The sequence below is a fragment of the Clostridium sp. genome (assembly GCF_036660475.1).
Taxonomy (GTDB): Bacteria; Bacillota; Clostridia; order Clostridiales; family Clostridiaceae; genus Clostridium_J.
On sequence record NZ_JAVXAO010000005.1, the window covers coordinates 91601 to 104727 of the forward strand.

The 13127-nt window shown below is 31.4% G+C and carries 11 protein-coding genes and 1 other RNA gene; 2 read left to right on the top strand and 10 right to left on the bottom strand.

Going from position 1 to position 13127, the window contains the following annotated elements:
* The first annotated feature begins 167 nt into the window (after nucleotides 1-167).
* Together RSA29_RS08720 and RSA29_RS08725 are read left to right on the top strand one after the other, a co-directional pair.
* On the top strand, nucleotides 168-935 hold the full coding sequence (locus RSA29_RS08720; RefSeq protein WP_346934344.1) for a threonine/serine exporter family protein: 768 nt from the start codon (nucleotides 168-170) through the stop codon (nucleotides 933-935).
* A gap of 1 nt (nucleotide 936) precedes the next feature.
* A complete protein-coding gene (locus RSA29_RS08725) occupies nucleotides 937-1398 on the top strand; it encodes a threonine/serine exporter family protein (RefSeq protein WP_346943203.1) in 462 nt (153 codons plus the stop codon).
* A 188-nt stretch (nucleotides 1399-1586) separates the two neighbouring features.
* Here RSA29_RS08725 and ssrS read toward each other — a convergent pair.
* From ssrS to secD, 10 genes are all read right to left on the bottom strand, one after another.
* Nucleotides 1587-1766: non-coding RNA, 6S RNA (gene ssrS, locus RSA29_RS08730), on the bottom strand.
* A 151-nt stretch (nucleotides 1767-1917) separates the two neighbouring features.
* Nucleotides 1918-3705 (bottom strand): aspartate--tRNA ligase, encoded by a 1788-nt coding sequence (gene aspS, locus RSA29_RS08735; RefSeq protein ID WP_346943202.1) that lies wholly within the window; start codon nucleotides 3703-3705, stop codon nucleotides 1918-1920.
* Nucleotides 3706-3914: 209 nt separating this feature from the next.
* Complete coding sequence (locus tag RSA29_RS08740; RefSeq protein WP_346943201.1) at nucleotides 3915-5354, bottom strand: coproporphyrinogen III oxidase; 1440 nt, start codon at nucleotides 5352-5354, stop codon at nucleotides 3915-3917.
* Between the two features lie 259 nt (nucleotides 5355-5613).
* Nucleotides 5614-6216 carry an MBL fold metallo-hydrolase gene (locus tag RSA29_RS08745; protein ID WP_346943200.1) on the bottom strand — a complete coding sequence of 201 codons (603 nt, stop codon included), beginning with the start codon at nucleotides 6214-6216 and terminating at the stop codon, nucleotides 5614-5616.
* Between the two features lie 130 nt (nucleotides 6217-6346).
* Nucleotides 6347-6796: a D-aminoacyl-tRNA deacylase gene (gene dtd / locus RSA29_RS08750; RefSeq protein WP_346943199.1), complete on the bottom strand. Its 450-nt coding sequence runs from the start codon at nucleotides 6794-6796 to the stop codon at nucleotides 6347-6349.
* Nucleotides 6797-6814: 18 nt separating this feature from the next.
* On the bottom strand, nucleotides 6815-8986 hold the full coding sequence (locus RSA29_RS08755; protein ID WP_346934338.1) for a bifunctional (p)ppGpp synthetase/guanosine-3',5'-bis(diphosphate) 3'-pyrophosphohydrolase: 2172 nt from the start codon (nucleotides 8984-8986) through the stop codon (nucleotides 6815-6817).
* A gap of 103 nt (nucleotides 8987-9089) precedes the next feature.
* Nucleotides 9090-9608 (bottom strand): adenine phosphoribosyltransferase, encoded by a 519-nt coding sequence (locus tag RSA29_RS08760; protein WP_346943198.1) that lies wholly within the window; start codon nucleotides 9606-9608, stop codon nucleotides 9090-9092.
* A gap of 118 nt (nucleotides 9609-9726) precedes the next feature.
* Nucleotides 9727-10572, bottom strand: coding sequence for a DHH family phosphoesterase (locus RSA29_RS08765; RefSeq protein ID WP_346943197.1), 846 nt, complete (start codon nucleotides 10570-10572; stop codon nucleotides 9727-9729).
* Between the two features lie 127 nt (nucleotides 10573-10699).
* Nucleotides 10700-11584 carry a protein translocase subunit SecF gene (gene secF / locus RSA29_RS08770; RefSeq protein WP_346934335.1) on the bottom strand — a complete coding sequence of 295 codons (885 nt, stop codon included), beginning with the start codon at nucleotides 11582-11584 and terminating at the stop codon, nucleotides 10700-10702.
* Nucleotides 11577-12848 carry a protein translocase subunit SecD gene (gene secD, locus RSA29_RS08775; RefSeq protein WP_346943196.1) on the bottom strand — a complete coding sequence of 424 codons (1272 nt, stop codon included), beginning with the start codon at nucleotides 12846-12848 and terminating at the stop codon, nucleotides 11577-11579. Before secD ends, secF begins: the two co-directional genes overlap by 8 nt.
* Nucleotides 12849-13127 lie beyond the last annotated feature (279 nt).

The following is a 13127-nucleotide window of genomic DNA, read 5'->3' on the forward strand; positions in this document are numbered from 1 at the left end:
ATTTTATTTCAATAATTGTAATACCATTACAATTACCTATATATTAAATTTAACATACTATTGTAAATTTATAAATTTATTATTCTAACTATTACAGATTTATTATATTTTTATTGATTTTAATCTATAATATAGATAGGCGCATTTATATATAAAGGAGTACTATTATGATTAATGATAATATTGTAAATCTAGCTGCCGAAGCTGGAAAAATAATGCTACAGAATGGTGGCGAAACTTATAGAGTTGAACAAACTATAAGTATGATTTGTCGTTCATATAACATAACTAATGCGGAGAGTTTTGTATCACCTACAGCAATAATAACCTCTACTATAAATGAAAATGGAAGAAATAGTACTGTGATTAAAAGAATTACCTCAAGATCAATAGACTTGCAAAAAGTTGCTTTAATTAATAATCTTTCAAGGCAGATACAAAGAAGCCCTTTAACTCTAAATGAATTATCGGGTGAACTAGAATATATTAGAAACTATCCTAAATATAGTCCTAAGATAAAAGCTTTTTTTGCTGGTGTAAACACTGGAACTTTCACACTACTTTTCGGAGGAAATATTTTTGATTTCATGGTTGCCTTTTGTGCTGGAATACTAATCAATCTACTTGTATCCATGCTTTCAAAACTAAGCGTTAATGATTTTTTCATAAATATAGCTGGTGGTACTTTAGCTGGTACTATAGGTCTTGCCTTTGCCTCTATAAGCCCTATGTTCCATCAAGATAAAATCATTATAGGTTCTATTATGCTTTTAGTTCCTGGTCTTGTTATAACTAATGCCATAAGGGACACTATTGCCGGAGATTTATTATCTGGTCTTTCACGAAGTCTAGAGGCCATTATGATTGCCGGTGCTATTGCCATTGGAACCGCCTTTAGCTTTAAGCTATGGATGGCTTTTGCAGGAGGTATGTAATATGTTTATGGAAATAATTTATTCATTTATTGCAACCCTTGGATTTGGTATACTATTCAACGTTAGGGACAAAAATTTATTCTTTGCCGCTTTTGGTGGTGCCTTTGGTTGGTTCTTCTATAGTCTTACCCTACGACTATCAGGTTCTGATGTAGGTGCAATGCTAGTTGCTTCAATAGTAATAAGTATATATGCGGAGATTTTTTCCAGGATTTTAAAAAATCCTGTAACATTATTTTTAATATGTGCGCTTATTCCTTTAGCACCTGGAAGTGGTATGTATTATACTGTACTAGAAGCTGTTCAGGGAAATGTTTTTGAATCTTTAAACTATGGTATTCAAACCATATCCTTAGCTGGTGTTATTGCCGTTGGTATAATTTTAGTATCTACTTTAAGTAGGCTATTACAAAAAATAATTATGAGAAGAAAGCAACGCAAGCTTCATAAATTAGAGGAGTAATTCTATGAGTTCCAATTTAATTACATAAATTTAAAAGAGCATTTAACTCTCAAGAAAATGAGATGCTAAATGCTCTTTGTTTGCATCTGGATCTCATATTTATTTCATAATTTAGAATTATCAATTTATTTACACTCAGTAAAAAGGAGTAAATACAAAGTATTTACTCCTTAAATGTTAAAACTTATTGATACACCACCATGCCGTTTCCATGGGTTATTTGAACCCTGTCTACCAGGGGTGGAATCGCCTCATTACATCTGGTACCAGCTATAAATAGCCAGTCAACACTCCATAATAAGAACATCAACCACAATGTTGAAATGTTGGCTCAACATAAGCCATTTCAACGCACACAGCAGAATATTGTTTAATATTATTATATAGCAATCTTATTAAAATTGCAATTAGAATTAAAAAATAATTTAAAGTATATCAATAAGTTTATAAAGTTATTATAACCTTTTTCAACTAAATTATTCTTCTATTTTAAAATAGTTTGTAACCTAAATCTTTATTTTACTCTTTATCTATTTTCATTATTCCTACGCCAAGTTCTCTTAGTTGTTTATCATCAACTACATTCGGAGCTTCACTCATTGGACAATAAGCATTCTGGTTTTTAGGGAATGTAATAACATCTTTAATATTATCAGTTCCTGCAAGGAACATTACCATTCTATCAAGGCCATATGCAAGTCCGCCATGTGGTGGTGGTCCAAATTTGAATGCTTCTAATAAGAATCCAAATCTCTCCCATGCACTTTCGTCTGTAAATCCTAAAAGATTAAATATTCTTTGTTGAAGATTAGTATCATGTATTCTTATACTACCTCCACCAAGCTCTTCTCCATTTAATACTATATCATAAGCTTTTGCACGTGCTTTTCCTGGATCAGTTTCTAATAGATGCATATCTTCATCCATTGGTGCTGTGAACGGATGGTGAAGTGCTACAAATCTCTTCTCTTCATCATCATATTCAAACATTGGGAATTCTGTAATCCAAACAAAGTTAAATTCTTTATTATTCTCTAGTATTCCAAGTTCTTTAGCAAGTTCAAGTCTTAATGCTCCTAAGGATTGAAGTACAACACTATCTACATCAGCAACAATTAGTACTAAATCTCCAACTTCTGCGCCTGCTGCATTTAGGATGTTTTGCATTTCTTCTTCTGAGAAAAACTTAGATATAGGAGACTTTATTTCGCCTTCTTTATAAGCTATCCAAGCAAGACCTTTAGCTCTATATGTTTTAACGAATTCGCCTAGTTTATCAATTTTCTTTCTTCCCATATCACCACAGTTTTTAGCTACGATAGCTCTTACTGAACCACCATTATCTATAGCTCCTTTAAATACAGCAAAGTCTGTACCTTTTACCGCTTCAGTGATATCATTTATTTCCATTCCAAATCTTAAATCTGGCTTATCACTACCATATTTATTCATAGCTTCAGCATATGGCATTCTTTTTATTGGAAGCTGAACATCTACATCTATAACTTCTTTAAATACTTTTTTAAGCAATCCTTCGTTTAAAGCTATAATGTCTTCCATTTCTATAAAGCTCATTTCCATATCTATTTGAGTAAACTCAGGTTGTCTATTAGATCTTAAATCTTCATCTCTAAAACATTTAACTATTTGGAAATACTTATCATATCCAGATACCATTAATAATTGTTTAAATATTTGTGGAGATTGTGGAAGTGCATAGAACTTTCCTGGATAATTTCTACTTGGCACTAAGTAATCTCTAGCTCCCTCTGGAGTACTCTTAGTTAACATTGGAGTTTCCATTTCTAAGAATCCATTCTCATCTAAGAAATCTCTTACTACCTTTGAAGCTCTATGTCTAATCATTAAAATCTTTTGCATATCTGGTCTTCTAAGATCTAAATATCTATATTTTAATCTTATGTTTTCACCAGCATCTAAATCTTCTTTAATATATATTGGTGGAGTTTCAGATTCTGAAAGAATTTTAATACTTTCACCTTTAAGTTCAACCATTCCTGTTGGTAAGTTACTATTAGGGGACTCTCTTTTTATAACCTCACCAGTAACCGCGATACAGTACTCTGATTTAACTAAGTCCGCCTTCTCAAAAGCTTCTTTATTAATTTCTTCACCAAATACAAGTTGTAACAGCCCAGTTCGATCTCTTAAATCTACAAAAACTAGACCTCCCAAATTTCTTTTTCTTTGAACCCATCCCATAACAGTGATTTTTTCTGAGATATTTGATTCTCTTACTTCACCACACATTATAGTTCTTTTTAAACCGTTAAGTGATTCACCCATGTAAATTCCTCCTGCTTAATTTCATAATTTGAAAATTATTTTATAATAAATATGATCCATCAATTAAAGTAACTAATCTTTGAATATACTTCATAGCGATACTACTTATTTAATATATGGTTATACTAAATAAAACTCTCATTATAGCTTACTACTAACCTAACTTATATTTCAACCATATATGAAAATTTTTAACCTAAAATTTTAAGTTAATACAAAGTATTAAGTAAATCTATCTTTCTAGATATCATTTCATCTATTCTTCTATTATATTCTCTAACATCTTTAATATTAGCAAAGCGCTCTATCCTATTTTCATCTAAAAATACAACCTTAGAAACTCCATCTGCCCCTAATGCTATGATAGTCTGCTTTTCTTCAATCATTTGTATATTGTAAATACATATCTTTTCATCTGTGCAATAGCCCACATTTTCCATACTACCCACCATATTCTTTTGTCTATACATATAATATGGTTTCATTTTTAAATCTTGTGACAGCTTCTTCGTAGCCTCATACATTTGATTTAACTCTTGTTGCTCTGGTACTTTATATTTTTTATTATTTACCATGTTTTCATATAGCTTAGAACCTCTTTTAATAGACATCCCATGTATGGTTATGTTATCAGGTTTTAATTCAAGTATTTTCTTACAACTATTATTTATATGCGTCAGATTTTCTCCTGGTAATCCTACTATCATATCCATATTAATATCATTAAACCCTAGCTCTCTTGCCAGTTTAAAGCATCTGTCCACATCATCACTACTATGATTTCTTCCAATTGTTTTTAAAGTTTCATCATTCATAGTTTGTGGATTAATGCTAATTCTATCTACTTTATAAGTTTTCATAGACAATAGCTTTTTCTCAGTTATACTATCCGCTCTTCCACATTCCACTGTGAATTCCTTTATATCTTTCCCCTGAACAAAATTCACATAAATTTTATTCATTATATCTTCAAACTCATCTTCATTTACTGATGTTGGTGTACCTCCACCAAAATAAACACTTTCTATAGTTAAATCTTTTTCTTCTACATACTTGCTTATAGCTGTTATTTCCTTTGTAAGTGACTCTAGATAGTCCTTAACTATATTCTTACATGAACCTATTGGATTTGACGTGAATGAACAGTATACACATCTAGTTGGACAAAATGGCATTCCCACGTATATGCTAATAGTATTCTTATCTTTGTTTACTATATTTTTTTCATAACGAGCTACATCCATACAAAGCTTTGCCTTTTCAGACATAGTTTCATGTCTTTCCTTAAATTCCTCTATAACCTGCTCTTCTGTATATCCTTTTTGTAAAAGATCTAATGCTTTTTTAGAAGGTCTTATGCCTACTAGTGTACCCCAAGGAAGTACTTTTCCTGTTTCTTCTCTCAGATATACAAATATAGCTTTTTTAACTTCTTCTGAAAGCCTATGCTCATCATTCACCGTATAACTAGTATTACCATTTGCTCCATGAATTAAAATATTATCCTCTTCTATATTTATAGATAAATCTTGATCCTCATCCACGAATTGTATATCAATGAAACTAAAGAATAAACTTACCATTAGGAAAACATCATACCTAAAGTTCATATTATTAAGTTTTATCTTAATAGCTTTTATATTTTCCATAATTTATACCAAATCCTTATTTTAAATTGTTTTTTTTAAAATTCATCATATGTGTGTATCTTACATTGGTTCTTGAAAAAGGAAAACTCCTTCTCACATATGTTTCTCAAAAGGAAACTCCTTCTCACATACGTTAGAATGAGTAATTTTCACTAACCAATATAAAATTTGTTTTTCGCTTTGCTCTCAGTGACACTTCTTCTCATATCCATTCGAATGAGTAAGTTCGAATAACTAAATCATAGATTTAGATTCTCACTTATAGAAATGGGTTTTCTGCTCTTTCTTCGCCTATTGTACTACTTGGTCCGTGACCTGGGTGTACTGCAACATTATCTGAAAGCGACATTAACTTTTCTTTAATGCTAGAAATAAGTGTGTTATGATCCCCACCAGTTAAATCACTTCTTCCAATAGATTGTTTAAATAAAGTATCTCCAGTGAATACATCTGATTCTGTTAAAAGACATATTCCACCTGGTGTATGGCCAGGTGTTGCTATAACTTCTATTTTACAGTTACCAAATTTCAACACATCCCCATGTTTTAATATCATATTTGCTCCACCTTTAATAAGTGGCCCATAATACATTGACTTATTTAAAATCATATCATTATCTTCTTTAGACATAGCTACAATTGCACCTGTTGCAGCTTTTAAGCCATCAACACCAGTGGTGTGATCAAAATGACCATGGGTTAATATTATATACTTAGCATTTGCAGATAATTCTTTAAGTGCTCTACATATATCATCAATGTCTCCACCTGGATCTAAAACCACCGCTTCTTTAGTAGCTTCATCAAATAATATATAGCAATTTGCAGCGTAAGTACCTGCCATCATTTTTTTTATAATCATTATTACACCCCTATATTTATTTCATATTTATAACTTTTAAATTCTATCTCATCCTTAGGCATTTGAAAATAAATAATACCTCAACATAGCTAAGGATACTAACTTATTTATTCTTTGAAGATGTCTTACCCTAAAAATTCTTCTTGCTTTCTAGCAGTAATGTTACAGGCCCATCATTTATAATCTCAACAGTCATGTCAGCTCCAAATTCACCAGTCTGGAGATTTGGTATTTCCTTCCTAAATGCCTCTATTAGCTCGTTGTATAGTTCCTTAGCAACTTCTCCACCCTGAGCTTGCATAAAATCAGGCCTTTTGCCCTTTCTACAATCACCATAAAGGGTGAACTGAGAAATCAAAAGTAGTTCTCCCTGAACATCTTGAAGCGAAAAATTCATTCTTTCATCTTCATCCTCAAAAATTCTCATACCTAATACTTTTCTCACTATATAGTCTATATCTTCTTTTGTATCTTCTTTACTTATCCCGACAAGTAAATTGATACCCTTTCCGATTTCTCCTATAATTTTATCCTCAACTTCAACCTTTGAAGATTTAACTCTTTGAACTACTGCTCTCATAACTAACACCCCTCATCTTTAATGCTTCTTCCTATAAACTTCCTTAACATCTCTTATCTTCTTAAGTTTCGTTTGGATATCCTTTAGATGATCAATTCCTGAGATGTTCACTTTTAGACTTACAACAGCGATGTTATGTTTAGTTGTTACAGCACTTATATACAGTATGTTAGCCTTTAACATTCCTAGCACTTCTATAATATCTGTAAGCAACCCCATTCTATCCTCTGCTTTTATCTCTATATCTGTAGTATAATTTTCTCTGTTTTCTTTTCCCCAAGAAACTTCTACAATTTTATATGGTTCGTTTTTCTGCAATGTAATTATATTATTACAGTCACTTCTATGAATCGAAACACCCTTACCCCTTGTAACATAACCTGAAATATCATCTCCATGAACTGGATTACAACACTTAGCAAATCTTACTTGGATATTTCCCATTCCCTTCACTGTAATTCCTGAATAATTATTATTTACTTGTTTTTTATACTTTTCATCATTAATAATTTTAGCTTCACTTATTTTAATTCGTCTTGAATTTTCCTTGTCGTAGGCATCTTTTAACTTAGTAATCATATTTGCAGGATTAATATCTCCAATTCCTACGTACTGATACAAATCCTCAATATTTCTTAAGTTATATCTTTTGACGGTCTTTTCAATTATACTTTCATTTATAATTTGTGAGAAAACACAATTTTGCTTCTTACATTCCTTATCTACTAACTCTTTTCCCTTTGCAATTGTTTCTTCTCTATTTGCCTTTTTAAACCATAGCTTAATTTTACTTTTTGCTTGATTACTTTTTACTATACTAATCCAATCAATACTAGGTCCCTTCGAATTTGAATTGGTAATTACCTCAACAATTTCTCCAGTTTTTAGCGCATAATCCAAGCCTACCATCTTACCATTAACCTTACATCCACTACATTTATGCCCAACCGCAGTATGTATTGCATATGCAAAATCTATAGGTGTAGAATCACTTGGTAAGTTTATAACATCACCATTTGGTGTGAATACAAATACCTCATCTGAAAACAAATCTATCTTAAAGCCTTCCATAAATTCTTCAGCATCAGAAGTTTCACCTTGCCACTCAAGCATCTCTCTAAGCCAAGATAACTTTGAATCTAAAGATTTTCCTCCATCTTGAGGGTTTTCTTTATATTTCCAGTGAGCAGCAATACCATACTCTGCTGTTTTATGCATATCAAAGGTTCTAATCTGGATTTCAAAAGGTTTTCCGAAGGGTCCTATAACCGTGGAGTGAAGTGATTGATACATATTAGGTTTAGCCATTGCAATATAATCTTTGAACCTTCCTGGTATAGGTTTATACATGGTGTGTACTATTCCTAACGCTGCATAGCAATTCCCTATATCCTCTACTAAAAGTCTCACTGCTGTCAGGTCAAATATTTGATCTATGGTTTTATGACTCTTAATCATTTTCCTATATATACTGTAGAAGTGCTTTGGTCTTCCTTCGATCTCTGCTTTAATTCCACCTATACTTAGGTTTAATTTAAGTTGAGAAATAATATGATTTATTTGTTCTTCTCTCTCATTTCTCTTATCAGAAATCAATTTAACTAAATCATAATATTCTGTTGGATTTAAATACCTTAGCGAAAGGTCTTCAAGTTCCCACTTTATCTTTGATATTCCTAATCTATGGGCAAGTGGTGCGTATATATCTAAGGTTTCTTTGGCTTTTTCCTTTTGCTTACTCTCAGACATGTATTTTAGGGTTCGCATATTATGTAATCTATCTGCAAGCTTTATAAGTATTACTCTTATATCCTTTGCCATAGCAAGTAACATTTTTCTTACATTATCAACTTGCTGTTCTTCCTTAGTTTTATATTTAATTTTCTCCAGCTTGGATACACCCTCTACTAAGTCTGCCACCTCTACTGAAAAAATATTACAAACATCTTCATATGTATATTCTGTGTCTTCAATTACGTCATGCAACAACCCCGCCACTATTGTCGATGTATCTAGCCCAAGTTCTGCAAGAATACATGCAACTTCGAAGGGATGAATAATATAAGGTTCTCCTGACTCTCGTTTCTGCTCTTTATGGGCATTCACTGAGAATTCATAGGCCTTACTTACAAAATTGATATCCACATTGTTGCAATTACTATTAATTCTTTCTATCAATTTATCAATCATTAGAATACACTCCTAAAATTAAAGGCTGGTTAACAACCAGCCAACTATTTAAACTCAATAATATTATATACTACACCCCAAATTATTGCAATTTTTCTTTATTCTAAAAAGGGTAGTCTATAATGGACATAATGTCATATCCTGATATCTTTTCTCTTCCCTTAAGTTCAGTTAGCTCTATTAGAAAATCTATAGCTACAACTTCACCACCCGATTCTTCAACAAGTTTAGCTACTGCTGCTACCGTTCCTCCTGTTGCAAGTAAATCATCAACTATAGCAACCCTTTGCCCCTTTGTTATAGCATCCTTATGTATCTCTAGTACATCATTACCATACTCTAATTCATATGATGCTTGTATAGTTTCATATGGAAGTTTACCCGGCTTTCTAACAGGTACAAACCCTACTCCTAATGCATACGCTACAGGGACCCCAACTAAAAATCCTCTTGCCTCTGGTCCTATGATTACATCTATATTTTTATCCCTTAGGTGATCTACAAATACATCTATAGCTTCTTTAAATGCTTTTCCATCCTGTAATAGAGTTGTTATATCCTTAAAACTTATACCAGCCTTTGGAAAATCTTCAATTACCCTTACTTTATCTTTAAAATTCATTATTACTCCTCCTACACCATTGGTGAACATATCTTTACAATAACTAAATTATATATTAATTTTAGTATTTAATGCAATATTTATACAGCATATAAGTATTTCTATTTTTTATTATTAATTATGTTGCATTCCTCATTATCTCCTTATACAAGTACTTGGCAATTTGTTTAGCCCTATAACTATTATTAGTAGTGAACAGCTCAACAATTATCCTAGCATTATCTAATTTGTTCTTTGAAATCATTTTTGGCAGTAGCGTTTTAATTCCTTCGTCATAAAACTCCATTACATTACCATAGTTAATTTTATGTTCTTCCAAAAGCGCTATAACACCATAATTATTGGTACATAATAATTTTTTGCACCCTTCTTTAACAAAATATTTATTCTCATCCTTTATTTCTATCCCCGTTGTAATTATACCCATCATTACTAAATCTAAATACTTTTGAGTACATCTTATTTTATAATAAGATGCTATTACCTGTATGAACTTATATGTAATTGAACAAGCGGTGAAATCTTTAAAAGGATAATTACAATTTGGTTGATATGCATTTATTGTTATGCAGTTACCATCATCCATTACATAATCATGGTAATCTATTACAATTACATCAATTTTATTTTCTTTGCAAATCTTCAACTCTTCCTTTGAAGATACTCCACACCCAACAGTTATAATCAAACTAGCACCAAGGCATAACAAATTATTTTGTATGTCTTCTTTATTTAAATTTCTATTTTCTCTGTATATGCTTGGTATAAAATATTCCACATCACTGTTTACATACCTTAATACTAATCTTAGAAGAGATATTGCACATACGCTATCAAAATCATGATAGCCATATATGACTATCTTTTCTCTTTCATTGATAGCTTTAACAATTCTACTTAATGCAATTTTCATATTTCTTAAAAAAAGTGGATTACTCCCTTTTCCATTTAAATTATACTCCATATGCTCTCCTCCAAATTAATAGAAAACACATATATTATAATTTAAAACTACCAATATTACAAATAATTTCTCATAAAAATAGCGAAAAACACAATAAAATGTTTTTCGCCATTGAAATTTGTCTATATTATGCACCAGCAGCAAGTTTTTTCTTGTTTTTTCTATTCTTTAGAACAACCCATACTGGTGAAGCAATAAATATTGATGAGTACGCTCCACTAGCAACCCCAACTATAAGTGGTAGAGAGAATTCTCTAATAGATGGTACTAACACATAAACTGCAACTATAGTTATTAGTGTTGTCATTGTTGTATTTATACTTCTAACTAAAGTTTCTTTTATACTAATATTCGCAACTTCTGTCGGTGTCAACCTTCTATTTTTCTTGTTATTTTCTCTTATCCTATCAAAAACAACTATTGTATCATTAATAGAATAACCTACTATAGTTAATGCCGCCGCTATGAATGGGGTATTAACTTGAATACCTAGAATTGAATAAAATGACAGTGTTATCAAAACATCATGCATAAGAGCTATTATAGTTGCCACAGCAAAATCAAATTCAAATCTAGCCGTAACATATATTAATATAGCAATTATAGCAATCCCTAATGATAGTATTGCCTTTTTCTTTAATTCATTACCTACGGTAGCTCCAATAGTTTCTTTACCAATTAATGCACTATCTTCTAAAGAGTATTTTTCCTTAATTTTATTTACAAGTTGATTGGTTTCCTCTTCTTCTAATACTCCCTCTTGAACTATTATCTGTATTTCTTTTCCTTCATCTGCTATTTTGGTAGAATATTTATCTTTAGCAAATTCATCTATAATGGCATCAATATCAGATTTTTGAAATTCTTGATTCATTTCTAATGTTATTAAAGTACCACCCTTAAAATCTATTCCATAATTTAATCCCTTAGTTGCCATGAATCCCATACCTATTATAATTAGAGTAAGAGCTATTGCAAACCAAATTTTAGTTTTCCCAATAATATTATTCATGGCTTTTTCCTCCTCTAACACCAAAGTGTGATGGTTTATTTATCCACCCTGCATTCACAGCATTGGTTAGTAAGAACTTTGTAATTACAAGGGCATTGAATATACTTACAACTATCCCGATTAACAAAGTTACCGCAAACCCTTTTACTACACCTGTTCCTAAAAAGTAAAGCACTAAAGCCGCTATACTTGTAGTTATATTTGAGTCAAGAATTGAACTTAACGCTCTATCAAATCCTGCTTCCACAGAACTTTTCACTGATTTACCCATTTTCAATTCTTCTTTAGTTCTCTCGAAAATAAGTACATTTGCATCTACAGCCATACCAATTGTAAGTAACAATCCTGCTATACCGGCTAAGCTTAATACAACATTAAATTCACCAAAGATTATGAGAACTATGCATGTATAAAGCACCAATGATATAGATGCAACAATACCTGGTAGTCTATAGAACACTATCATAAATACCATTACACATATAATACCAATAACTCCAGCTTGTTTACTAAGATTTAATGCCTCAACACCAATAGTTGGACCTACAGTTTTAACTGAAATAGCTTCTACACTTACAGGTAGCGCCCCTGATGTAATGATATTTGCTATTGAGTTTGCTTCTTCCAACGAACTCATACCTTCAATAACAGCCTTTCCATCACTTATAACCGCATTAACTTTTGGATTAGTTAAAATTTCACCATCCATCTTAATAGCTATGCTCTGATTTAGGAATGTTTTTGTAGCCTCAGCGAATTTTATTGTACCTTCCTCATTTAATTCAAGACTAACTAAAGCTTTATTATCTTGAGAAAGATAAGCCTTTGCTTCTTTAACTTCTTTACCTGTTAAAATAATACCACCATCTGGACCTTCAAAGTTCAGTTCTCCAGTTTTACCTATGGTTTCTAAAACCTTATCGGTATTAAATTCTCCTGGAATCTCAATTCTGATTCTATTTTTACCCTCTTGCGTTATAGGAATTTCACTAACTCCATCTTTGTCAACCCTCATAGAAAAAAGTTCAATAGTTCTATCTACTACTTCTTGATCTATATTTTCATCTTTTATTTCCATTAAAAGTGATGTTCCTCCGACCAAGTCAAGCCCTTTGTCTATGTTGCTTTCAAAAGTATTAATTTTATAACTACCTAAATCTAAGCCAGCAAATCCGACATACGCAAATACGCCTATTAATATTACTGAAATTATAATCTTAATTCCACTTTTTCCACTTTTCCCATTTTTCTTCCTCTTATTCATGATTATCCCCTTTCCTGTTATTTCATTTTTTCTAAGTACCTCATTTTTATGTCTATAGATCTGATATCAACTATCATCTAATTAGGCTTAAGAGTTGCTAATACCCTAGATTCGTTCAGCTAAATTTAGTGGGAGATTCCACCCCCACTAAACAACTTTCACTTTACCACTTATTTTACAGGTATATCATGGATAAAAGCAAGTGCATAAAAGTAAATTTCAAAAATTTAACATTATATTTTCTTTTCATACATACTTTTATCCCTTTATTATAAATCA

Bases quoted from the DNA above. Each gene is read 5' to 3' on its own strand.
- RSA29_RS08745 (WP_346943200.1), bottom strand. From the start codon at position 6,216: ATGATTATAAAAAAAATGATGGCAGGTACTTACGCTGCAAATTGCTAT.
- RSA29_RS08720 (WP_346934344.1), top strand. From the start codon at position 168: ATGATTAATGATAATATTGTAAATCTAGCTGCCGAAGCTGGAAAAATA.
- RSA29_RS08725 (WP_346943203.1), top strand. From the start codon at position 937: ATGTTTATGGAAATAATTTATTCATTTATTGCAACCCTTGGATTTGGT.
- RSA29_RS08755 (WP_346934338.1), bottom strand. From the start codon at position 8,986: ATGATTGATAAATTGATAGAAAGAATTAATAGTAATTGCAACAATGTG.
- dtd (WP_346943199.1), bottom strand. From the start codon at position 6,796: ATGAGAGCAGTAGTTCAAAGAGTTAAATCTTCAAAGGTTGAAGTTGAG.
- aspS (WP_346943202.1), bottom strand. From the start codon at position 3,705: ATGGGTGAATCACTTAACGGTTTAAAAAGAACTATAATGTGTGGTGAA.
- RSA29_RS08765 (WP_346943197.1), bottom strand. From the start codon at position 10,572: ATGGAGTATAATTTAAATGGAAAAGGGAGTAATCCACTTTTTTTAAGA.
- RSA29_RS08760 (WP_346943198.1), bottom strand. From the start codon at position 9,608: ATGAATTTTAAAGATAAAGTAAGGGTAATTGAAGATTTTCCAAAGGCT.
- secF (WP_346934335.1), bottom strand. From the start codon at position 11,584: ATGAATAATATTATTGGGAAAACTAAAATTTGGTTTGCAATAGCTCTT.
- secD (WP_346943196.1), bottom strand. From the start codon at position 12,848: ATGAATAAGAGGAAGAAAAATGGGAAAAGTGGAAAAAGTGGAATTAAG.
- RSA29_RS08740 (WP_346943201.1), bottom strand. From the start codon at position 5,354: ATGGAAAATATAAAAGCTATTAAGATAAAACTTAATAATATGAACTTT.